This is a genomic window from Ornithinibacillus sp. 4-3, from assembly GCF_040958695.1.
Lineage (GTDB): Bacteria > Bacillota > Bacilli > Bacillales > Amphibacillaceae > CALAMD01.
In genome coordinates this window covers 2,009,466-2,030,347 of sequence record NZ_CP162599.1, presented here as the reverse complement: position 1 = coordinate 2,030,347, position 20,882 = coordinate 2,009,466, and the positions used below count along the sequence as shown (strand labels likewise).

At 33.7% G+C, this 20,882-nt stretch carries 24 protein-coding genes, 7 tRNA genes and 1 riboswitch; of the genes, 26 read left to right on the top strand and 5 right to left on the bottom strand.

What is annotated here, in order from left to right; translation table 11 throughout:
• Nucleotides 1–303: 303 nt before the first annotated feature.
• From AB4Y30_RS10000 to AB4Y30_RS09960, 9 genes are all read left to right on the top strand, one after another.
• A tRNA-Asn gene (locus tag AB4Y30_RS10000) sits at nt 304–375 on the top strand.
• 5 nt (nt 376–380) lie between these two features.
• Nucleotides 381–457: transfer RNA gene (locus tag AB4Y30_RS09995), tRNA-Met, on the top strand.
• A 106-nt stretch (nt 458–563) separates the two neighbouring features.
• A tRNA-Met gene (locus AB4Y30_RS09990) sits at nt 564–622 on the top strand.
• 12 nt (nt 623–634) lie between these two features.
• A tRNA-Met gene (locus tag AB4Y30_RS09985) sits at nt 635–711 on the top strand.
• A 98-nt stretch (nt 712–809) separates the two neighbouring features.
• Nucleotides 810–886, top strand: a tRNA-Ile gene (locus AB4Y30_RS09980).
• Between the two features lie 10 nt (nt 887–896).
• Nucleotides 897–989 (top strand) — tRNA-Ser (locus AB4Y30_RS09975).
• A gap of 245 nt (nt 990–1,234) precedes the next feature.
• A tRNA-Phe gene (locus tag AB4Y30_RS09970) sits at nt 1,235–1,310 on the top strand.
• Nucleotides 1,311–1,580: 270 nt separating this feature from the next.
• Nucleotides 1,581–2,192, top strand: a complete 612-nt coding sequence (locus AB4Y30_RS09965) for a superoxide dismutase (RefSeq protein ID WP_368652089.1) — start codon at nt 1,581–1,583, stop codon at nt 2,190–2,192.
• Between the two features lie 142 nt (nt 2,193–2,334).
• Nucleotides 2,335–4,392 (top strand): peptidoglycan D,D-transpeptidase FtsI family protein, encoded by a 2,058-nt coding sequence (locus AB4Y30_RS09960; RefSeq protein WP_368652088.1) that lies wholly within the window; start codon nt 2,335–2,337, stop codon nt 4,390–4,392.
• A gap of 52 nt (nt 4,393–4,444) precedes the next feature.
• Here AB4Y30_RS09960 and AB4Y30_RS09955 read toward each other — a convergent pair whose 3' ends face one another.
• Together AB4Y30_RS09955 and AB4Y30_RS09950 are read right to left on the bottom strand one after the other, a co-directional pair.
• The gene (locus AB4Y30_RS09955) at nt 4,445–5,011 is read right to left on the bottom strand and encodes a hypothetical protein (RefSeq protein ID WP_368652087.1); all 567 of its coding nucleotides are present in this window, start codon (nt 5,009–5,011) and stop codon (nt 4,445–4,447) included.
• 10 nt (nt 5,012–5,021) lie between these two features.
• Nucleotides 5,022–5,366, bottom strand: a complete 345-nt coding sequence (locus AB4Y30_RS09950) for a hypothetical protein (RefSeq protein ID WP_368652086.1) — start codon at nt 5,364–5,366, stop codon at nt 5,022–5,024.
• A gap of 197 nt (nt 5,367–5,563) precedes the next feature.
• Between AB4Y30_RS09950 and AB4Y30_RS09945 the strand changes: the two genes are divergently transcribed.
• The 7 genes from AB4Y30_RS09945 (at nt 5,564) to AB4Y30_RS09915 (ending at nt 12,664) form a co-directional block, all read left to right on the top strand.
• Nucleotides 5,564–6,727, top strand: a complete 1,164-nt coding sequence (locus tag AB4Y30_RS09945; RefSeq protein WP_368652085.1) for a M20 family metallopeptidase — start codon at nt 5,564–5,566, stop codon at nt 6,725–6,727.
• Between the two features lie 81 nt (nt 6,728–6,808).
• Nucleotides 6,809–6,958, top strand: a complete 150-nt coding sequence (gene rpmG / locus AB4Y30_RS09940; protein WP_021291115.1) for a 50S ribosomal protein L33 — start codon at nt 6,809–6,811, stop codon at nt 6,956–6,958.
• Nucleotides 6,959–7,039: 81 nt separating this feature from the next.
• A complete protein-coding gene (locus tag AB4Y30_RS09935) occupies nt 7,040–7,597 on the top strand; it encodes a 5-formyltetrahydrofolate cyclo-ligase (RefSeq protein WP_368652084.1) in 558 nt (185 codons plus the stop codon).
• A gap of 17 nt (nt 7,598–7,614) precedes the next feature.
• Entirely contained in the window at nt 7,615–8,622 is a 1,008-nt protein-coding gene (locus AB4Y30_RS09930; protein WP_368652083.1) for a ThiF family adenylyltransferase, read from the top strand.
• A gap of 254 nt (nt 8,623–8,876) precedes the next feature.
• Nucleotides 8,877–10,412 (top strand): rhomboid family intramembrane serine protease, encoded by a 1,536-nt coding sequence (locus AB4Y30_RS09925; protein ID WP_368652082.1) that lies wholly within the window; start codon nt 8,877–8,879, stop codon nt 10,410–10,412.
• A gap of 48 nt (nt 10,413–10,460) precedes the next feature.
• Nucleotides 10,461–10,673, top strand: a complete 213-nt coding sequence (locus AB4Y30_RS09920; protein ID WP_368652081.1) for a YqgQ family protein — start codon at nt 10,461–10,463, stop codon at nt 10,671–10,673.
• A 104-nt stretch (nt 10,674–10,777) separates the two neighbouring features.
• The gene (locus AB4Y30_RS09915; protein WP_368652080.1) at nt 10,778–12,664 is read left to right on the top strand and encodes an LTA synthase family protein; all 1,887 of its coding nucleotides are present in this window, start codon (nt 10,778–10,780) and stop codon (nt 12,662–12,664) included.
• A gap of 132 nt (nt 12,665–12,796) precedes the next feature.
• On the opposite strand, the gene AB4Y30_RS09910 is transcribed toward AB4Y30_RS09915, so the two are convergent.
• The gene (locus tag AB4Y30_RS09910; RefSeq protein ID WP_368652079.1) at nt 12,797–12,982 is read right to left on the bottom strand and encodes a DUF2759 domain-containing protein; all 186 of its coding nucleotides are present in this window, start codon (nt 12,980–12,982) and stop codon (nt 12,797–12,799) included.
• Between the two features lie 182 nt (nt 12,983–13,164).
• On the opposite strand from AB4Y30_RS09910, the gene AB4Y30_RS09905 reads away from it, so the two are divergent.
• Nucleotides 13,165–13,791, top strand: coding sequence for an MBL fold metallo-hydrolase (locus tag AB4Y30_RS09905; RefSeq protein WP_368652078.1), 627 nt, complete (start codon nt 13,165–13,167; stop codon nt 13,789–13,791).
• Nucleotides 13,792–14,051: 260 nt separating this feature from the next.
• Here the strand turns inward: AB4Y30_RS09905 and AB4Y30_RS09900 are convergent, their stop codons facing one another.
• Both AB4Y30_RS09900 and AB4Y30_RS09895 read right to left on the bottom strand, forming a co-directional pair.
• Nucleotides 14,052–14,321: a YqzE family protein gene (locus AB4Y30_RS09900; protein ID WP_368652077.1), complete on the bottom strand. Its 270-nt coding sequence runs from the start codon at nt 14,319–14,321 to the stop codon at nt 14,052–14,054.
• 36 nt (nt 14,322–14,357) lie between these two features.
• Nucleotides 14,358–14,858, bottom strand: coding sequence for a shikimate kinase (locus AB4Y30_RS09895; RefSeq protein WP_368652076.1), 501 nt, complete (start codon nt 14,856–14,858; stop codon nt 14,358–14,360).
• Between the two features lie 111 nt (nt 14,859–14,969).
• Here AB4Y30_RS09895 and comGA point away from each other — a divergent pair, with 111 nt between their 5' ends.
• The 9 genes from comGA (at nt 14,970) to gcvT (ending at nt 20,872) form a co-directional block, all read left to right on the top strand.
• Nucleotides 14,970–15,980, top strand: a complete 1,011-nt coding sequence (gene comGA, locus AB4Y30_RS09890) for a competence type IV pilus ATPase ComGA (protein WP_368652075.1) — start codon at nt 14,970–14,972, stop codon at nt 15,978–15,980.
• Complete coding sequence (gene comGB / locus AB4Y30_RS09885; RefSeq protein WP_368652074.1) at nt 15,943–16,998, top strand: competence type IV pilus assembly protein ComGB; 1,056 nt, start codon at nt 15,943–15,945, stop codon at nt 16,996–16,998. Before comGA ends, comGB begins: the two co-directional genes overlap by 38 nt.
• A gap of 13 nt (nt 16,999–17,011) precedes the next feature.
• Complete coding sequence (gene comGC / locus AB4Y30_RS09880) at nt 17,012–17,320, top strand: competence type IV pilus major pilin ComGC (RefSeq protein ID WP_368652073.1); 309 nt, start codon at nt 17,012–17,014, stop codon at nt 17,318–17,320.
• Nucleotides 17,313–17,741: a competence type IV pilus minor pilin ComGD gene (gene comGD, locus AB4Y30_RS09875; RefSeq protein ID WP_368652072.1), complete on the top strand. Its 429-nt coding sequence runs from the start codon at nt 17,313–17,315 to the stop codon at nt 17,739–17,741. Before comGC ends, comGD begins: the two co-directional genes overlap by 8 nt.
• A complete protein-coding gene (locus AB4Y30_RS09870; RefSeq protein WP_368652071.1) occupies nt 17,734–18,057 on the top strand; it encodes a hypothetical protein in 324 nt (107 codons plus the stop codon). Before comGD ends, AB4Y30_RS09870 begins: the two co-directional genes overlap by 8 nt.
• Nucleotides 18,058–18,064: 7 nt before the next feature.
• The gene (locus AB4Y30_RS09865) at nt 18,065–18,457 is read left to right on the top strand and encodes a competence type IV pilus minor pilin ComGF (protein WP_368652070.1); all 393 of its coding nucleotides are present in this window, start codon (nt 18,065–18,067) and stop codon (nt 18,455–18,457) included.
• Nucleotides 18,426–18,806 (top strand): hypothetical protein, encoded by a 381-nt coding sequence (locus AB4Y30_RS09860; RefSeq protein ID WP_368652069.1) that lies wholly within the window; start codon nt 18,426–18,428, stop codon nt 18,804–18,806. Before AB4Y30_RS09865 ends, AB4Y30_RS09860 begins: the two co-directional genes overlap by 32 nt.
• A gap of 153 nt (nt 18,807–18,959) precedes the next feature.
• On the top strand, nt 18,960–19,202 hold the full coding sequence (locus AB4Y30_RS09855; protein WP_368652068.1) for a DUF2626 domain-containing protein: 243 nt from the start codon (nt 18,960–18,962) through the stop codon (nt 19,200–19,202).
• A 276-nt stretch (nt 19,203–19,478) separates the two neighbouring features.
• Nucleotides 19,479–19,591, top strand: a riboswitch (glycine riboswitch).
• A gap of 171 nt (nt 19,592–19,762) precedes the next feature.
• On the top strand, nt 19,763–20,872 hold the full coding sequence (gene gcvT / locus AB4Y30_RS09850; RefSeq protein WP_368652067.1) for a glycine cleavage system aminomethyltransferase GcvT: 1,110 nt from the start codon (nt 19,763–19,765) through the stop codon (nt 20,870–20,872).
• The last annotated feature ends 10 nt before the right edge of the window (nt 20,873–20,882 follow it).

Sequence of the window (20,882 nt, the reverse complement as noted above, 5' to 3'; positions counted from 1 at the left end):
TAGAATGAAAAAGAGGTGGGGAAACTCGCCTTTTTTCTTCTTCTAAATAGTTTAGTTATCAGGTTTTGGGATACTCTAGAGAAGAGAAATAATTTATTTGTGCTTTTAAAAATTAATTCTAATAAAACATATTGCCATTTCAATTCTGTGATGATATAGTTATATTTGTTGTCGAACTTGCGCAATAACCATAACTTACATAATAAGAAAGTTATTAGGAAGTAAAATATTGACATAGATTATTCCCTATGTTATATTAAAAAAGTCGCAATTATTAAATAACGACAAAAAAATTAGTATAATTCCACAGTAGCTCAGTGGTAGAGCTATCGGCTGTTAACCGATCGGTCGTAGGTTCGAATCCTACCTGTGGAGCCTTTGGCGGTGTAGCTCAGCTGGCGAGAGCGTACGGTTCATACCCGTAAGGTCGGGGGTTCGATCCCCTCCGCCGCTACCATTTTTTTGAATTAAATTTTCGCATAGATGCTACATGCTTGTAAATAGCTGGGATGCGGATTCGAAACTTATAGGAAGGAAGATTTCCTATTTGTAAAGGGACCCTTAGCTCAGTTGGTCAGAGCGATCGGCTCATAACCGATTGGTCGCAGGTTCGAATCCTACCTGTGGAGCCTTTGGCGGTGTAGCTCAGCTGGCGAGAGCGTACGGTTCATACCCGTAAGGTCGGGGGTTCGATCCCCTCCGCCGCTACCATTTTTTTGAATTAAATTTTCGCATAGATGCTACATGCTTGTAAATAGCTGGGATGCGGATTCGAAACTTATAGGAAGGAAGATTTCCTATTTGTAAAGGGACCCTTAGCTCAGTTGGTCAGAGCGATCGGCTCATAACCGATTGGTCGCAGGTTCGAGTCCTGCAGGGTCCACCATTTAGCATACGGAGGAATACCCAAGTCTGGTTGAAGGGGTCGGTCTTGAAAACCGAAAGGGGTGTCAAAGCCCGCGGGGGTTCGAATCCCTCTTCCTCCTCCATTTTTTTATTTTTACATAGAATTTTTAGATTAATTGAGATATAAATCTACATATAATAAATGGCTCGGTAGCTCAATCGGTAGAGCATGCCGTACACTTCATCGAAACCTCTTCTATATGCAGGCATGCGAGGAGTGCGACATCATCGAAATAGCTTGCAACACGACGAGCAAAGGAAGCACCATTGAATAAACTTCGAAACCAATTTTGGAGCTAGATGCAAATATAAAATTACATATAATAATGGCTCGGTAGCTCAGTCGGTAGAGCAAAGGACTGAAAATCCTTGTGTCGGCGGTTCGATTCCGTCCCGAGCCACCATTTGATAAACAAGCATATTATGGGTAGCTTGTTTTTATTTTGCTTAAAAATATCTAATAGATCCATTTCATAGATTTAAATTAAGATTTTAATTAAATGTTATACGTTTAAGGGGAATGGATTTTGGGAATGTACATACTATAACAAGAGGGTAGGTTAATCATTACCTAAAGCTAAAAATTTGCATGAACCTTCCAGTTTTGGTAATGTTAACTATAGAAAGTAATGAACTTTCATTAAATTAAAATAATAAAGGGAGATGTTCTAAATATGGCAAAGTTTGAATTACCAGAATTACCTTATGCATACGATGCATTAGAACCTACAATCGATAAGGAAACAATGAATATCCATCATACAAAACATCACAACACGTATGTAACTAATTTGAACAATGCGTTAGAGGGGCATGCAGATTTACAAGATAAGTCTTTAGAAGACTTACTTACAAATCTAAATAGCTTACCTGAAAGCGTTCAAACAGCAGTGCGTAATAATGGTGGGGGACATGCTAACCATAGCTTATTTTGGAATACATTATCTCCAAATGGTGGAGGAAATCCATCAGGTGAATTAGCTGATAAAATCAATGAAAAATTTGGTAGCTTTGACAAGTTCAAAGAAGATTTTGAAGCGGCAGCAGCAGGTCGTTTTGGATCAGGTTGGGCATGGCTTGTAGTAAATAATGGTGAATTAGAAATTACAAGTACTCCAAACCAAGACAACCCAGTTATGGAAGGTAAAACTCCATTATTCGGTTTAGATGTTTGGGAGCATGCTTACTATCTAAACTATCAAAACAGACGTCCTGATTACGCTAAAGCAATCTGGAATGTAGTAGATTGGGATGCAGTAGCGAAAAATTACGAAGCAGCAAAATAATTGTTTAACATATATATAGGACACATGGATAATTATCCATGTGTTCTTTTTATTTTGAAAGAAAATAATAGGAAACAGTAGCATATCATAGGCTAGATGTTATAATAGTTAGAGATTATTTCATAAACGGGGAGATAGATAAATGAAGAAAAAGAAAAAAAGAGCACAACTTCCCTTTCGATTAAACTTATTATTTTTTGTAGTGTTTTTGATGTTTTCTATTTTGATTATTCAATTAGGGATTGTGCAGATTTTAAATGGTGAATCCTATCAAACAGAAATAGATCGAACGATTCAGGATGTAACAAAAATTCCTGTTCCAAGAGGTAAGGTTTTTGATCGGAATCATAATGTAGTTGTTGATAATAAGCCAATGTATTCCATCACATATACACCACAAAAAGGTGTTCAAGCTAAAGATAAATTAGAAGTAGCTGAAAAATTAGCAGAGTTTATTTCTATGGATGATGAAAAACGTATTGATGCTATTACACCACGTAATAAAAGAGAATATTGGTATTTGAAAAATGAAGAAGAAGCTGTTAAGAGATTATCTGAAGAAGAGGCAGCAGATTTAAAAAATGCGGAACAATATAATTTAATATTAGAACGAATAACGGATGAAGAAATAGAAGGCTTTACGGATGAAGAATTAGAGGTTATTGCGATTAAAAGAGAGTTAGACAAGGCATCTGCATTAACACCACAAATTGTTAAAAATGAAGATGTAACTCCCGAAGAATATGCAATGATTGCTGAGCATTTAAGTGATCTACCAGGAATTAATGCGACAACGGATTGGGATCGAGTATATCCATATGAAGATGTTTTCAATAGCTTCCTTGGTTCGATTACATCCCAAGAACAAGGAATCTTAGCAGAAAGAGAACAATATTATTTAGCAAGAGGATACAGCCGTAATGATCGAGTAGGTAGAAGTGGCTTAGAAGAGCAATACGAAGATGTTTTAAGAGGACGTAAGGAACAAATTGAATATACAACAAGTAAATCCGGTACAGTGATTGATTCTACTGTCATCGTTCCAGGTGAACGAGGAAAAGATTTAATCTTAACAGTCGATATGGACTTCCAAGCAGAAGTGGATGAGATTGTTGGAGACGAATTAAGCAAAATTATTCGAGCTCATCCATATGCGAACAGACATATGGAAGATGCGCTTGCTGTTGTAATGAATCCGAAAACTGGTGAAATTTTGGCAATGTCTGGCCAACATTATAATCGAGAAACAGGGGAAGTGGAAAATGCCGCTTTTAAAACGATTTATGATGCACATCGTCCAGGCTCATCAGTCAAGGGAGCGACAATTTTAGCCGGCTATGAATCTGGTGTTATTGTACCTGGGCAAAGCTTTAACGATCAGAAAATGAAAATTAGAGGAACACCAGCAAAAGGATCATATAACAATTTAGGTTGGGTCAATGATTATGATGCACTAAGAAGATCCTCAAACGTCTATATGTTTTATATTGCATTACGAATGGGTGGAGAATACAATTATAGTTATGATAAAGCAGTAGACTTTGACCCAGCGGCGTTTCAAGAGATGCGTAATTACTTCCATCAATTTGGTTTAGGTGTGAAAACAGGAATTGATTTTCCATTTGAATCTACAGGATATGTTGGCAATGAAAGAAAAGCCGGTTTATTAATGGACTATGCGATTGGGCAGTATGATACATTTACGACATTACAACTAGCGCAATATGTTTCAACAATCGCAAATGATGGCTACCGGGTTAAACCACATTTAGTGCAAGAAATTCGTAACCCAGTTCCATATGAAGATACTTTAGGATCCGTTTATCGTAGACAGGAAACAGAGGTATTAAATCGGATTGATATGGATAATTCAGAAATTCGCCGTGTACAAGAGGGATTTCGTCAGGTTTTTAATGCTAGTGGCGGAACAGCGAGAACACACTGGGGTAATAATCCACATCAGGTAGCAGGAAAAACAGGAACAGCTGAAAATGAGGTTTTTGTAGATGGTGTAAAATACGATACAGAGAATTTAAGCTTAGTAGGCTATGCTCCGTATAATGATCCAGAAGTTGCTTTTGCGATTATTGTTCCAAATATCGGAAAAAATTCTGGAGATAGTGTAAACCACAAAATTGGTAAAAGAATTATGGATGCCTACTTTGACTCAAAAGAACACGAAAATGAAGATGAAGAATAAAAATACAGCCATGATAAAAGGGAAATTTCCTTTTATCATGGCTGTTCTTTAATTAAGGTCTTCTATTTTTAGTGATAACAACAGCTATTTCTTCATCGGTCATTTGATCTGTTAATTCATGTTCACCTAATTGAATGTATGTTGCATAACCTTCATCTTCTATAAATCTGTTAAATGCTGATGCATCATCAATAATATCATTGTCTTCAAGAATTTGACTGATTTCTGGGCTTAGCATACCAGATTTAACATTAAGCTTGAACTTTTTAGGTTCCTCTTTTTTCTCTTCTTCTTTTTTCTTTTCTTCTTTTTTCTTTTCTTCTTTTTCTTCGTCTTCTTTAGCAGCATCTTCATCTTTATTTTCTTCTTCTGTATCTTGGTTTTCGTCATTTGCTTCATCTTCTGCTTTTTCATCGTTACCATTTTTATTCACGGTCATAGAGATGTAATCATCTTCCGAAATAACACGATAACCTTCTTTTTGAGCAGCAGCAACAAGCTCATCATAGCTTAATTCTTCTGCTGTCTCTGCTGTATCATCTATAAAGAAATTGGCAATTAAAAAGACGAAACAAGCTGTGATTATCCCAATTCCAAAAAAACTGATAGGCTGTTTCATATTATCCTCCTTACTTACTGTTTTTCAAGATGGCTTGTACATCATTTGGACTTAAATCTGTACGTTGTGCAATATCTTCAATAGAGTATCCTTGTAAATTTAGATGGACTACTTTTTGAATGAGCAATGGCTTTTTTTCTACATTCGATGTCTCATTCGACGTCGGTAAATTTTCTGTAAGTAGTTCCTCTTCTAAAACTTTGATTTTTTTATTTAATTGGTAAGTGTCTTGCATTGCGGAAATAGAAACTTGCTCAATTTGTTTCTCGAGTTCAGCATATCTGTCGTTGAGAAACAAAGATATGATAATGAGCACAACTGCAACACTCAGTAATGAAATAACTACTATCGTCATCGTCTAACCCCCAAACTGTTCATCAATATTAGTTATATCATAAAAAGCTAGAAGTATAAACACGCAAATATTAAAATCTAGTATCAATTTTATTATATTTAAGCTTTATACTGTAATGTAGAGGATAAGCGAAAAAATCTAATCCATTTGCAATATAAAAATTAGTACTGCTATAATTAATATATTATATCAAAGAGGTGATTGTTATTTCTACAAATGATAGTCAAGTATTTTTAAATGCAAATATTGATCAGATTAAAAAAGATTTACTGAAGTTAGTGCAAGCAGAATCTCCTAGTAAAGACATAGAAAAATTAAATCAATGTCGTGAAGTTATTCAGCAAATGATGAAAGAGAAATTCAATGATTTATTTAAAGTAACAACGTATACCGATGAAGAGTATGGAACACATCTATTGTATGAATTAAATGAATCTAATCAGAAAGCACGTATTTTATTTTTATCTCATTATGATACGGTTTGGAATGTTGGAGATTTAGAGATTAAAGAAGATGGAAATAAAATTTATGGACCAGGAATTTTCGATATGAAATCTGGTTTACTTTCTTCTGTCTGGGCAATTGCTACCTTGTTGGAAGAAGGGGAGTTACCAATTGAGCCAGTGTTCTTATTTACATCTGATGAAGAGCTAGGAAGTGCAACGTCTCGTCCGCTCATCGAAGAAGTGGCACAGACTTGTGATGCAGCGTTTATTCTAGAACCACCACAAGCAACAACTAACGCGTTAAAAACAGAACGTAAAGGTGTAGGTAGATATACAGTTATCGCACATGGAAAGAGTGCACATGCTGGAAACCATCATGAGGATGGCGTGAATGCAATTAATGAAATTGCTAGAATAGTAACGAAGGTAGCTGATTTAACGGATTATGCTGTAGGTACAACAGTGAATGTTGGACAAATTACTGGTGGTACAAAAACAAATGTAGTTCCAGAAAAAGCTCAAATTGAAATTGATTTTCGAGTGAAAACACAAACAGAAGCTGATCGTATTCAAGCATTTATGAATGCACTAGTTCCAGAAGATAAGCATATTAAATTAGAAATTGAGGGAGGACTAAACCGTCCACCACTTGAGAAAACACCTGAGAATGAAAAATTATTTAAATTAGCAGAAACAGCAGCTGAAAAGCTAGGTATTGAAATCTCTGCTTCTGCTGTAGGTGGAGGTAGTGATGGTAATTTCACTTCTGCCATTGGAGTTCCTACATTAGATGGTTTAGGTATTCCTGGTGATGGTGCACATGCTAGAATAGAACATATTCTATTTGATCAGTTTGTTGATCGTTGTGCATTGGTTGCAGAAGTGTGTAAAGCTTTTGCAGCAAAAAACAATTAAAAGATAGACTTGATTGTTCGAAGTAATCTGCTATAATAAATTAGTCGAAAACTTTAGTTTGTATAGTTTGGAGGGAAAATCATGCGCGTAAACATTACACTAGCTTGTACGGAAACTGGTGATCGTAACTATATTACTACAAAAAACAAACGTACGAATCCTGAACGTATTGAATTAATGAAATATAGTCCTCGTTTGAAAAAACATACATTACATCGCGAAACTAAATAAATGTTCGGTAAACTCTTATCATTTTGTGATAGGAGTTTTATTGTATTATCAAAGGAAATAAGGTAGAGGAGATGTACTAAGGTGGACAAAAAACAATTAAGAAAGCAAATGATTAGTACCTTATTAGAACAAGCTCAAGATGAGAAACTGTTAATTGAACAAACTTTACAGAATACTCTATTCAATTCCTTATTATGGGAAAATGCGAAGTCTATTGGGATTACCATCTCACAAGGAATGGAATGGGATACAAGACCAATTATTGAAGCGGCATGGAGAGCAGGGAAGTCTGTATGTGTACCAAAATGTGATCCCAAGAGCAAAGAGCTTACCTTTTATACATTTGAATCTTATGATCAATTAGAATCCGTATATTTCAATTTATTAGAACCAAAACCAGTGAAAGAAAATAGGCTTGCCAAAGACCAAATAGATTTACTGTTTGTTCCTGGATTAATATTTGATGAAGATGGCTATCGAATAGGGTTTGGTGGAGGATTTTATGATCGATTCTTAGTTGACTTTCCAAATAAAACGATTTCATTAATAAGTCATAAACAGCTTATTGATGCTGTTCCTAAGGAAAAATATGATATTTCTGTTCAGCATATCATTACAGAACGTGGCTTTGTGAAGTAAGAGGAGTTGGAAGCGCGATGGAACGGTACTCTCGACAAGTTTTATTTCCATTTATCGGAGAGAGCGGACAAAATAAATTAAAGAACAGTGCAGTCCTTGTTGTGGGAATAGGGGCGCTAGGTACAGTATCCTGCAATCACCTTGCTCGAGCAGGGGTTGGGAAGATACGCATGATTGATCGTGATTATGTGGAATTTAGTAATTTACAAAGACAGATGCTATTTGAAGAAGAAGATGCTCAAGAATACTTACCAAAAGTAATTGCAGCCAAAAATAAATTAGAAAAAATAAATTCTGAGATTGAAATAGAAGCAATCATTGGTAATGTAACCAATGATAATATAGAAGAACTTGTTGAAGGAATGGATGTTATTATCGATGGAACAGATAATTTTTCAACAAGATTTTTATTAAATGATATTGCCTTTAAAAGGAATATTCCCTATGCCTATGGCGGAGTAGTTGCTTCACGAGGAATGAATGCATTTTTTATTCCGGAAAAAACACCATGCTTAAGATGTATGGTGAATGAAGGAGTAAATAATGGTCAAACCTGTGATACAGTCGGTGTTATTTCACCAATAGTGGATCTTATTTCCTCTAATCAAGTAACGGAAGCTTTGAAATATTTGACAGGGAATGAAGATTATTTACGAAATACCCTACAAACCATCGATCTTTGGCATAATCAATTCTATGAAATAAAATTTTCAAAGTCGATGGTAAATTGTTCAACCTGTCAGAAAGAAGAGTTTCCTGCTTTAGAAAGACAAGCTCACGAGCAAAATATTTCTTTATGTGGTAGAAATACAGTTCAAATCCACCAACGAGATGCTTTTGAGTTAAATGAGCTAGCCGTAATACTAGAGAAAATAGGAACGGTACAAAAAACACCTTTTTTGCTTAAAGTACAAATTGATAATCAAATTCAATTTGTTATTTTTCCAGATGGTCGTGTACTTGTGCAAGGGACAGAAGATGTTGTCATGGCCCGAAATTACTATGATCGCTATATTGGCTCTTAATATTTCTATATTTAGTTACAGTGCTAGTTTTTGTGCTGTAGCTTTTTTACTTTTAGAAATCAATAGAATTTACTTCCAGGTAGAAATTGCTAATGATGTGAGTCAATAGAACAAATATGTTAAAATCGTAGAAGAATTATATATAGGCTAATAAATGGATACGATAAAATAAAGGGATTAAGTGACAGTCTTGCATTAATATGGTTTTGATGCAAGGCTTTTTAATAGCTAAGTTTTGTTGAAGGAGGCGTCTTATGTTTAATGAACAATTAATGCTTTTTAAGTTGGTTCAGCAGCTTGTAATGGAAAACGGCTTTAATATCCTTCATTTTGATAGGCCAAATGCTGAGGTATGGGTAGAGAAGCAAGAGAAGCGAACAAATACATTACTTCGTCTCTCGACACATCAATTTGGTTGGGAAAATCAATTTAACATGGATGTACTAGAGGCTGACCAAAAAGTCAGGCTTTTAGAAAAGAAGGCGAGACGTAAGTTTGAATTTCATAATATTTACATCGCATCACATGCACCAATAGAAAATGTGGAGAACAATATAACGGATTCTAAAGGAAAGATAATTAAATTTTATTCGATCACAGCAACGAATTGGCAAAATGCGATCAATATTCTGAATGAAAAAATAGATGGGAAAATAGAACATCATGTTTTTGAACATGCATTTACAGAAACTGAAATAGCAGCTGAGATTGAAAAAACAGTTTATGCATTAAGTGAATATGTGAAGGTTCAGCAGAAAAGAGCGGAAAGTATTTTAATGTATGGTAAACCGATGTTTACTTATATTTTAATAGCTATCAATGTATTTATATTTATCCTTCTGGAAATAAATGGGGGAAGTAATAACCCGTACACATTAATTGAATTTGGTGCTAAATATAATCCAGCCATCTTAGAGGGTGAATGGTGGCGTTTGTTTAGTTCGATGTTTTTACATGTAGGTATTTTACACTTACTGATGAACATGCTTGCACTTTACTACTTAGGAACACTTGTGGAGCGGATTTACGGTAAATGGAGATTTCTGCTTATTTATTTGCTTGGAGGATTAGGAGGAAGCCTTGCTAGCTTTGTATTTACGGTAAATATTGCTGCAGGTGCTTCAGGGGCTATTTTTGGATTATTTGGCGCGTTGTTATTTTTTGGTATTATGTATCGGGACTTGTTTTTTAGGACAATGGGGAGTAATATTTTCATAGTAATTGGTATTAATATAGTGTTTGGATTTACTATTCCGCAAATTGATAATGCCGCCCATATTGGCGGGCTAATTGCCGGATTTATCGCAACTACAATTGTATTTGTACCGAACAAAAATAATAAAATGGTTCAAATATTGGCGCTAGCTGCATATCTTATTTTGGTGTCTAGTTTATGGATTTATGGAAATCAAAATGACGCAAACAGTGAAATAGATCATTTAAATCAAATTGAGCAGCTTATTAATGAAGAAAAATATGATGAAGCTATTGAGGAAACAACAAAGAAAATAGATGGAGAATCATCAGATTATCAGGCTGAACTTCTATTTCAACGTTCTTTTGCATATATTCGTTTATTGGATTTTGATCGTGCTATTGAAGATTTAGAAGCAAGTATTGAGATAAATGATCAATTTCCAGTATCTCATTATAATTTGGCTCTCTTATATGCAGAAATAGGTGAGTTTGAAGCTGCAGAAACGGCGATTACTCGTGCATTAGAACTGGAACCTGATAAAGAAGAGTATTTAGAGTTACACGAAAATATTAAGATCGAATTGAATCAGTAGCATTTCTTCTTAAACTTTTATTTGATATAATAATAGTTGGTGATAAAAATGAAGAATATGTTGGATGTTCAAAGGTTACTGAAGCGATTTGGTGCATTTATCTATACAGGGGATCGGTTAGGAGATATGGAATTAATGCAAGAAGAGCTTACTGAATTATATAAATCTCAACTAATTGATGCGGAAGAATATCAGCTTGCTAAAATCATATTAATGCGAGAAGCTAGACAATGGAAAGCCAAAAATGAACCAGAAAATTGAAACTTTTTATATGATGAATGCGTCTAATTTTAAAAATGAATGTTTATTCCCTTATAAATAAGGGAATTTAAAATGTGAATGAAATAGCTTGGGAGGAAGAAAACATGAATAGACTTGCAAAAATGCCTTTATTTGTGACCGCAAGTATATTATTTGGACTAAAAACCTATATTATTTATCGATTTATGTTCAACATCGGGCTAGATAATACAATGCAAGAATTTATTTTGTTCGTGAATCCATTTATTGCAGCCTTTGTCTTCTTTGGGCTAAGTGTTTGGTTTAAGAAAACATCACGACAGTTAAAATTTATTCGTTATGCGATGTTAATTGGTACACTAGTTATCTATTTTAATCTAGTATTTTATCGTTCATTTACTGATTTTATAACGGTACCACAACTATTCCAGACGAGTAACGCTGCAGATTTAGGTTCTAGTATTTTATCATTGATTAAAGTCTATGATATTCTCTTCTTTGTTGATGTTGTGATTGTTTGGTATTTAACAAAGAGAGCAGGGGCAGGAGTTCAATACAATCGTCGAGGAAAGATGTTTGCCCTTTGTTTATCTTTAGTATTATTAACAGGGAATTTCTTCCTTGCAGAACTGGAAAGACCACAATTATTCTCACGTGCATTTGATAGAGAATATTTAGTGAAAAATATCGGGATTTTCTATTATCATATTTATGATGCGGTTGTACATTCCAAAGTAAAATCACAGCGTGTACTAGCAGATGGTAATGAGCTTCCAGAAATTAAAGAATACATTCAAGAAAATATACGTAGTAGTAAACAATCAGAGCTGTTCGGACTTGCAGAAGATCGAAATATTATATTTATCTCAGCTGAGTCCTTACAAAGTTTTGTAATTAATAATACAGTGAACGGGGAAACAATTACACCTTTCCTAAATTCACTTACTGAAGATAAAAGTACATTCTATTTTGAAAACTTTTATCATCAGACACAGCAAGGTAAAACTTCTGACTCAGAGTTTGTTACAGAAAACTCATTATATCCATCATCAAGAGGAGCTGTTTTCTTCACACATGGAGGAAATGAATACCATGCGATGCCGGAGATGTTAGAGAGAAAAGATTATTTCTCAGCAGTTTTTCATGCGAATAATAAGAGTTTCTGGAACAGAGACCAAATATATGAACAATTACATGTAGATAATTTCTTTGATAAAGAGTTTTACGAGGTTACAGAGGATAATTCAATTGGATGGGGATTAAAGGATAAAGATTATTTTGCACAATCTATCCCATATTTAAAAGAATTACCACAGCCTTTTTATTCGAAGTTTATTACACTAACAAACCATTTTCCATTTGAGCTAGGAGAAGAGGATCGCTCGATTGAACCATATAATTCTAACTCAAATACATTAAACAATTATTTCCCAACAGTTCGTTACATGGATGAGGCAATTGAAGAATTCTTTGAACTGTTAAAAGAAAATAATCTATATGAGAATTCAATTATTGTTATTATGGGTGACCATGATGGAATTAGTGCTAACCATAATCGGGCAATGAGTATGTATTTGGATAAAGATGAAATTACACCTTATGACCATATTCAATTACAACGAGTACCATTCTTTATTCACATTCCAGGCTATGAAGAAGGCCAGGTTATGGATACTGTTGCAGGACAAATTGATATTAAACCAACACTACTTCATCTAGCAGGAATTGATACATCAGATGATATGTATTTTGGTAATGATTTGTTCCATGATGATAGAAAAGGTTATATTGGTTTACGTAATGGTGACTTTATTAGTGAAGACTATGTTTCAACAAGCGGTATTTGTTATGATCGTGAAACAGGAGAAGAACTAACTCAGCAGAGTGAAGAATCAGAAGTGATTACTCCGTGTACAGAGGTTGAAGAACTTGTAGAAAAAGAGTTACAATACTCAGATGCGATTATTTACGGTGATTTATTCCGCTTTGAAGATTTTGACTCAAATAACTAAAAATAGCTGCATCTCTAGTTAAAATAGAGATGCAGTTTTTATTTTCTTCAAGAAAAGTAAAAAGGCATATGTTTGATTGTCTAATCAAACATATGCCTTATGAGTATTTTGCATCTAAATTTGTAAGAAGCATTATGCTCCGCAGATACCAAGATGTGGCATTAAGTTACAAGTAATTGTCATCACAGAAAAGAATCCAAAAACAAGAGCGGAAACACCAGAAAATACTAATGCTAGTAAGTTTTTATATTTTAGTTGTCTAAAAACAGATACTACAGATAATAGCGCAACAAGTAAACAAATAATTGCAAGTACCATATTTGCCTTAAACCCCCTTCACCTTTGCTAATAAGTTTTTACATTGCCATTAAAAAGGCTTTTGTACTATTATGTAATTATTACGTTCTTCAATTATATTATAGCATATCCACAATTTTGTCGAGATATTCTATAGCCAATTTTTGAATAAATAAGTACGATTAAAGAGAGGAGATACGAAAATGAACCTACAAAGGTTTTCGTTAGGCCCATTAGGCACAAATTGTTATATTGTTTTTGATGAAGATAAGAACGCCCTGATCTTTGATCCAGGTGCTGAAGCAGAGCGATTAATTCAGTTTATGAGTGAAAATAATCTTAAACCACATGCAATCTTATTAACACATGCTCATTTTGACCATATTGGTGCGGTAGATGCGCTTAGAAAGCATTATGAAATAGATGTCTATTTACATGAAGAGGAGAAAGAATGGTTAACTGAGCCAGAATTAAACCGTTCTGTACTTTCTCTGCCAGAATCAATCTCTACGGAAGCTCCAAATCATTTATTAGTTCCAGGAGAGCTTGTTATTGGTCCATTCCAACTTCAAGTGATTCATACTCCTGGCCATTCGCCGGGGAGTGTCACCTTTATCTTTCATGATTATGGATTTATTATCAGTGGAGATGTGCTATTTCAGCAAGGGGTAGGTAGAACTGATTTACCAGGCGGAAGCTTTGAAGTTCTTGTACATAGTATTCAAGAGAAACTATATCAATTACCCGATAATTTTAGAGTATTCTCTGGACATGGCGAAGAGACGAATATTGGATATGAAAAACAATTTAATCCATTTGTATCAGAATAAAATAGGAAGCAATGACGCGAAATCTACGTCATTGCTTCCTATTTTATTATCTTTGTCTAGGAATTTATAAAATTTCTGATTTGTGGATATTTATCCAGAATAGCTACGTCCAGCGAAAGCGCCTAAACAACTAGCAAACTTCGCACTTCTCCACTACGATAAGTCAACATCGGTTCGTTACCTCACGGTGCTTCCTTTATCTCATTGTGAAGTGCTGCGACGCATAGGACATACTAGTACAGGACGTTGTGCTCGTGACGTCACGTTCTTAGCCTGTAAGGGCGCTTGCGCTTTTGATTCAATTGTACTTTGCAAATAAAAGGGATAATCCCAAGCATCTGCTCAGCATAAGGAGTGCGATTACTTTTCTTACTCTGGCGGCGTTCTTTACGATCTTCTTTTGATAAATTTAAATAAGCTGTAACTTCATTGGTAAGAAACTTAATAAATTCATTATAAGAAATAAAAATCACCTCATTTAAAAATAATAAAAAATGAATTTTAAAATAATGACAGTTAATGATGTGCATGGTAATATTTGATCAATGTATGAATATTTTCACCATTTATGCTTTTTTTATGCTAGCAATAATTTCTTCTGCAATCTCATTTACATTACGATTGTGCGTATCCACGATAACATCACTATAAGCTTCATACATTTTGCTTCTGCGCTGATATAATTTTTCCATATCTGTAATTAAATCATTATTCCAAAGTGGTCTTGTTTTATCATTTTTAAGGCGATTTACAATTTCAGTAAAAGGAGTATGTAAGTATACTAAAACACCAAAATTTTTCATTTTTTTTATATTTATTTCTCTTTCTACAATGCCACCACCAGTAGAAATAACTTCATAATCACTTACTTCATCAATACTATTTGTTTCATAATCACGAAAGGTTTTTTCCCCGTAAGTCGAAAAAATATCCTTTATTTCCATATCATATTTTTTTTCAATGTACTTATCTGTATCGATAACAGATAAGTGTAAGTGCTCTCTCATATATGCGGAAATAGTGCTTTTCCCACATCCCATAAAACCAATTAAAAATATTTTTTTCATGTTCTCACCCCAGGACATTAATTTGTAATCATAGTATACGTTAAATTGGCTTCTCTTGCACTTTCACCAAGCAAGCTAGGATTTTATTAAAAGAGTGAGGAGGGAAAAAAGATGTCAGTAGCAGCTAAAATATCAGAAAAAATTCTTACAAATGCATATAAATTGCAGGCAACAGATATTCATTTCTATCCCTACACAAAACAAACAGATATTTATTTTCGGATTCATGGGGTCAGAACGATGTATAAAACGATAACTGCTAGTCAATATCGAATTCTACTAGCATATTATAAATTTGCTTCAGGAATGGATATCGGACAAATTCGCAATCCACAAAATGGAAAAATAACTCATTATACTTCTTCAGGCAGGTATGATTTACGCTTGTCTACCTTGCCTGTTCATCAGATGGAGAGTTTAGCAATTCGGATTTTACCAAAGGAAGATTATTATGCTTTGGAGCATTTATTCTTATTTCCTAAACAATTGCAGCAACTAAAAGAATGTATAAGTAATAAAGCAGGGATTTTCCTAATGACTGGTCCAACGGGAAGTGGTAAAACCACTACCATGTACGCATTGTTAGAAGCGTTATTAGCAGAAAAATCTTATCAAATGATTACTTTAGAAGATCCCATCGAGAAGAATATGAATCATATTTTACAAGTACAGGTAAATGAAAAAGCGGGTGTTACTTATCAGGCTGGGCTTAAGGCAGCTTTACGGCATGATCCTGATGTCTTAATGATTGGGGAGATACGTGATAAGGAAATTGCAAAATTTGCATTTGAAGCAGCATTAACAGGTCATTTAGTATTAAGTACACTTCATGCTAAAAATGCAATAGGAACAATTTATAGATTAGTGGAAATGGGAATTAAGTATTCAGAAATTCAACAAACGCTTATTGCTATAGCGGCTTTAGAATTAATTCCGATTCATTATAAAGGAGCTTTCCAACGCCGAGCAGCTATCATGGAACTTTTAACAGAAAATACAATAGAAAAAGTATTAAATAAAGGAGTGAAAAATGTACAACCTGATTATCAAACATTTAGAGATTTAAGAAAGAAGGCATATGCTTATGGCTACACTCTCGAAAATCAATGCGATATACCATAAACATAAAAAAATTAATCAAGAATTACAGCTGTTATTCCTAAAAAGACTTCATCATTTTTTAGAGGAAGGATATTCCATACTAAACGCGTTAGAATTTATGCAGTGGGATAAGCATTTTGCTCATGTGGTAGAGCCAATCATAGATGCATTGAAGGGAGGGAAAACGATTGATGAGGCATTAAAGACGATAACTTTTCACTCAACGATAACCTCGTATCTCTATTTCATACGAATTAATGGAGATTTATTAGGTACTTTAGAGAAATGTATTGAGATGTTTGAATATCGAATGAAGTATTTAAAAAAGTTCAAACAAATTATTCAATATCCACTATTACTACTACTTATTTTCACCATCTTGTTTATTTTTATGAAACAAACAATTTTACCTACATTTTTAGATTTATTTTCCCAAAGCCCTGAAGCAACAACAGCAGTTAATGTATCAATTATTGGAATTGAATTAGTGAGCAATATCGTATTCATATTAGCGATTGGCAGTATAGCACTTTTGCTATGTTGGTTCATTATTCAGCGAAGAATTTCTATAGAAGTTAGAATAAAAATTTATTTGCGAATACCTATCTATCGTTCTTATCTTCGAATGCAAACTACTTTTTATTTTGCGACACATTTAAGTGCATATTTAAAAACAGGTATGTCAATGAAAGAGATAGTTGCAGGTCTTTCCGCACAAGAAAAACTTCCAATCATTGCTTATTATGCAAAATTAATGCTATATGATCTTGAAAATGGCTTTCCGTTGCAATATTTACTAACGCAATTAAAATTACTCGATCAGAAGATTTCACTTATTTTTCAGAGAAATAATGATCATCGTACATTAGAAAAAGAACTCACCATTTATGCAGCTATTTTGATTGAAGAACTACAAAGAAGAATGATGAAAGTATTAACTTTACTTCAACCAATTTTTTTCTTTATTTTAGCCAGCTTTATTATTTTAATTTATTTATCCATTATGCTACCAATGTTCGAATTAATAAAAACTATTTAAGGAGTTGATCTCAATGATGAAGTCGGAGAAAGGGTTCACATTAGTGGAAATGTTGATCGTGCTTTTAATTATCGCCATTTTAATTATTCTAATTGTGCCCAATTTAAGTGGAAGAACAAAAGAGGTGAATGAAAAAGGATGTGAGGCTCTAAAACAAGTAGTGCAGTCTCAAGTACAGCTTTATTATGTTGAGAATGGACAATATCCTAGTAATTTAAATGAATTAGTTACTGATGGGTATATTACGGAAACACAAACAACATGCTCTAACCAAAAATCGCTAATCTATAGTGATGGTGTGGTATCTATCCCAAATGATTAAATCACAAAATCATGGGTTTAGTTTAATAGAGCTACTGATTGCTCTTGGTATCTGGATATTAATCTTCTCTTTATCTGTTCCATTTTTGGTAAAAGATCTGAATCAAATAAAAGCGAAAGGATTTTTTGATACTTTACAGTCTGATGTTTTATATGCACAAAGCATAGCAATGAGAAGCAAAGATAATGTTCGCCTTATGTTGTCTCCTACCCGCTATGTAATTGTTGAGAATCAAACAGTTTTATTGGCTAGAGATTATCCTGAACAATGGACATTTGATACATCTTTTACAATGAATAATATTAATTTTGATGCTCATGGAAGAATTTTAAATCCAGGTTCTATCCAAATTAAAACGCCACAGAGAAATTATAGAATGGTATTTCCTTTTGGAACAGGTAGGGGGTATGTCGTTGAATAGTAAAGGATTTATGATGATAGAAGTTATTATTTCATCTTCGATTATCTTTCTATTTATTATAATTTTTATTCCTGCAATTAGTATGATAGAAACAGAGAGGAAAGTCCTGACAGAACGTAGATGGATTAGCTCCACATTACATGATGAATTACAACATTATTTAGCAGGTGAAGATGTGAAATCTATCGTGCATCATAATTATACTCATATTAGCTTGACTTTTAGACCAAATCAGCAATATATACAAGGATGTGCAAGCTGGAAAAATGTTAAAAATAAAGATGAAACATTTTGTTTGTACGGTTTTCAAAAATAATAGAGGAATGTCATTTATTTCTGCCTTTATTTCTATCTCGCTTATTGTAGTAACTTTACCATTTATTATCTATGCTTTTTCAGCTATTCAACATACACAATCAACATATGAAGAGCTCTCTACTCAAAATTTTCTTTATTTTTTACGAGATGAGATTTTACAAGCCAGTGAGGTTAGCTCATTTAATGATAAATTGGAATTGGTGATAGATGATAAAACTATTTTAGTTGAAAAGTATAATCAAGTGATTAGACGTAGAGTAGATCGTCAAGGAAATGAAATATTATTACGGGATGTAAAAAACGTTAAATTTTCACCAAGATCATTTGGAATATTAGTGGAAATTGAAATGCTAGAAGGTGCTCAGGTTGAGAAGATATTGGGATTTATGCAAAGCTGATAATAGCGGATTCTTTTATCCATATATGATGGTAGTTGTCACATTATTTTTTATCATTCTCGTTCCTTATACGATTTCTTTTTATCATGAAATGAATATGACAAATAATCATTTGGAACAATTAACGCTCGAATCATTAATGCAAATGGGATATCACTCTTATATGCAGGAAGAACAAGCCTATGAAAATGTGAGAAGAGATTTCCATTATTCATTTCCAGAAGGGGAAGTTACTGTTACAAGTACTTGGACAGATCATGAGAGCATGACCTTATATATTTTAGCGGAAACAAAAGGGAAGGCAATTTCTTCGATTTTAAAAAAAGATAAAATCCAAATAAATGAATAATTTTCTATTATCATTTCATAATATTTGATAAGAATGTGAATAATTTTATCGATGCTAGCAAAACTTTGAAATGTGTAGTATGATTTATTTACAATATTAGAATACTCGTTTATAATAAAAAACGAAGGCTACATAGAAGGAGGGGAAAATAGCATGGATCGTATGTTTCGTGTGTTAGCTTTTTGGACTGGTATTTTTACTGTAATGTTCTATGTCGGTGATATGTATAATACTGCACTTTTATTTTTAGTTCAAACTGCTTTTTTCCTAACAGTTAGTTATTTAAAATTATCTGAACGCATGTATATGTATTTGTTCGGAGCATATTGTACTTTATTCTTCATCGGATTCACATGGTATTCTGAATTTATTTTAGTTCCTGGTTTTGGACACTAAAATAAAGCGTAAGCGTAGAAAGTTAGTTTTTTAATTAATAATATACGCTGAAAAAATCATATGTTCGTCACAGAAATAAAACCCTTAATCTTATAAAAAATTAAGGGTTTTATTTTCGTTTATACAACATGCTTTTATATTGATTTAATTAACTTTATTTTGAAAACTTATGCTATAATGAGATTATTGTAAGTACATGAACTGACGGAAATAGAGTGTTTTCGTATTTTTTTGATACATAGTTCAAACTATTATGAATAATTTGATATGACGCGGATGATTACAAGGGGAGAGCTTACAAAGAGATTAGATTTTAAAATAGTCTCGAAGGTAACACCGAAGGAGCAAGCTTAGGCGAATCTCTCAGGTAAAAAGACTCTTGTAGGACGCATCTCTGGAGAGCGTCTACAATTTGTAGACCACCCAAGAAGCAAGCATCATAGGTTTATTTGATGTGCAACTTTCTGGTTTAAGGACAGAGGTTTCCTGGGTATCAGTGAAACCTCTATTTTTTATGCAGTTCAGAAGTAAATCATTTATTAATATAAGGAGATGATCTGATGAGTGAACTTAAAAGGACACCATTATTTCCAGAGTATGCAGCATTAGGTGCAAAGACAATTGATTTTGGTGGCTGGGATCTTCCTGTACAATTCTCAAGCATTAAAGAAGAACACCATGCAGTAAGAACAAATGCAGGTCTTTTTGATGTTTCGCATATGGGGGAAATATTTGTACACGGATCAAATAGTGAAAAATTTTTACAAGAGGTTGTCACAAATGATGTTTCAAAATTAACGCCTAAGCGTGCGCAATATACATTTATGTGCTATGAAGATGGTGGTACCATTGATGATTTCTTAATCTATAAGCTAGAAGAGAATAGTTACTTACTTGTTGTAAATGCTTCTAATATTGATAAAGATTATGAGTGGCTTGTTGAACATAATAATTATGATGATGTTGTTATTACAAATAAGTCAGATGAGTATGCACTTTTAGCTATTCAAGGTCCTAAAGCAGAAGCGATTTTACAAAAAGCTACAGAAACTGATTTAAGCGCAATTAAATTCTTCCGTTTTGAGGAAAATGTTTCGTTTAAAGGAATTAATGAAACTGCACTTGTGTCTCGTACTGGTTATACAGGTGAAGATGGCTTTGAAGTATACATTAATAAAGATGCTGCAAGTGCATTATGGAAATTACTTTTAGAAGTTGGAAAAGAGGATGGGTTATTACCAGCTGGTTTAGGTGCCCGTGACACACTGCGTTTTGAAGCAACTCTTCCGCTTTATGGACAAGAATTATCGAAATCTATTTCACCAATCGAAGCAGGCTTAAACTTTGCGGTGAAGACGAATAAAGAAATTGATTTTATTGGTAAAAAAGCTTTAGCAAAACAGATTCTTGAAGGTACGACTCGTAAGCTCGTTGGTCTTGAGATGGTAGATAAAGGTATTCCGCGTACTGATTATCCTGTATTACATGAGGACGAAGAGATTGGCTTTGTTACTACTGGTACACAATCACCAACATTACAGAAAAATATTGGTTTAGCTCTTGTGAACAGTGAGTACACAGAAGTTGGTACTGAATTATATGTTCAAGTACGTAAACGTAAATTAAAAGCGGTTGTTATTCAAACACCATTTTATAAACCTGGAAAATAGGAGGAATAAA

What these genes read in the sequence shown, in the direction of transcription:
- AB4Y30_RS09965 (WP_368652089.1), top strand. Translation starts at nt 1,581, where the DNA reads ATGGCAAAGTTTGAATTACCAGAATTACCTTATGCATACGATGCATTA.
- AB4Y30_RS09960 (WP_368652088.1), top strand. Translation starts at nt 2,335, where the DNA reads ATGAAGAAAAAGAAAAAAAGAGCACAACTTCCCTTTCGATTAAACTTA.
- AB4Y30_RS09955 (WP_368652087.1), bottom strand. Translation starts at nt 5,011, where the DNA reads ATGAAACAGCCTATCAGTTTTTTTGGAATTGGGATAATCACAGCTTGT.
- AB4Y30_RS09950 (WP_368652086.1), bottom strand. Translation starts at nt 5,366, where the DNA reads ATGACGATAGTAGTTATTTCATTACTGAGTGTTGCAGTTGTGCTCATT.
- rpmG (WP_021291115.1), top strand. Translation starts at nt 6,809, where the DNA reads ATGCGCGTAAACATTACACTAGCTTGTACGGAAACTGGTGATCGTAAC.
- AB4Y30_RS09930 (WP_368652083.1), top strand. Translation starts at nt 7,615, where the DNA reads ATGGAACGGTACTCTCGACAAGTTTTATTTCCATTTATCGGAGAGAGC.
- AB4Y30_RS09925 (WP_368652082.1), top strand. Translation starts at nt 8,877, where the DNA reads ATGTTTAATGAACAATTAATGCTTTTTAAGTTGGTTCAGCAGCTTGTA.
- AB4Y30_RS09920 (WP_368652081.1), top strand. Translation starts at nt 10,461, where the DNA reads ATGAAGAATATGTTGGATGTTCAAAGGTTACTGAAGCGATTTGGTGCA.
- AB4Y30_RS09915 (WP_368652080.1), top strand. Translation starts at nt 10,778, where the DNA reads ATGAATAGACTTGCAAAAATGCCTTTATTTGTGACCGCAAGTATATTA.
- AB4Y30_RS09910 (WP_368652079.1), bottom strand. Translation starts at nt 12,982, where the DNA reads ATGGTACTTGCAATTATTTGTTTACTTGTTGCGCTATTATCTGTAGTA.
- AB4Y30_RS09905 (WP_368652078.1), top strand. Translation starts at nt 13,165, where the DNA reads ATGAACCTACAAAGGTTTTCGTTAGGCCCATTAGGCACAAATTGTTAT.
- AB4Y30_RS09900 (WP_368652077.1), bottom strand. Translation starts at nt 14,321, where the DNA reads ATGCACATCATTAACTGTCATTATTTTAAAATTCATTTTTTATTATTT.
- AB4Y30_RS09895 (WP_368652076.1), bottom strand. Translation starts at nt 14,858, where the DNA reads ATGAAAAAAATATTTTTAATTGGTTTTATGGGATGTGGGAAAAGCACT.
- comGA (WP_368652075.1), top strand. Translation starts at nt 14,970, where the DNA reads ATGTCAGTAGCAGCTAAAATATCAGAAAAAATTCTTACAAATGCATAT.
- comGB (WP_368652074.1), top strand. Translation starts at nt 15,943, where the DNA reads ATGGCTACACTCTCGAAAATCAATGCGATATACCATAAACATAAAAAA.
- comGC (WP_368652073.1), top strand. Translation starts at nt 17,012, where the DNA reads ATGATGAAGTCGGAGAAAGGGTTCACATTAGTGGAAATGTTGATCGTG.
- comGD (WP_368652072.1), top strand. Translation starts at nt 17,313, where the DNA reads ATGATTAAATCACAAAATCATGGGTTTAGTTTAATAGAGCTACTGATT.
- AB4Y30_RS09865 (WP_368652070.1), top strand. Translation starts at nt 18,065, where the DNA reads ATGTCATTTATTTCTGCCTTTATTTCTATCTCGCTTATTGTAGTAACT.
- AB4Y30_RS09855 (WP_368652068.1), top strand. Translation starts at nt 18,960, where the DNA reads ATGGATCGTATGTTTCGTGTGTTAGCTTTTTGGACTGGTATTTTTACT.
- gcvT (WP_368652067.1), top strand. Translation starts at nt 19,763, where the DNA reads ATGAGTGAACTTAAAAGGACACCATTATTTCCAGAGTATGCAGCATTA.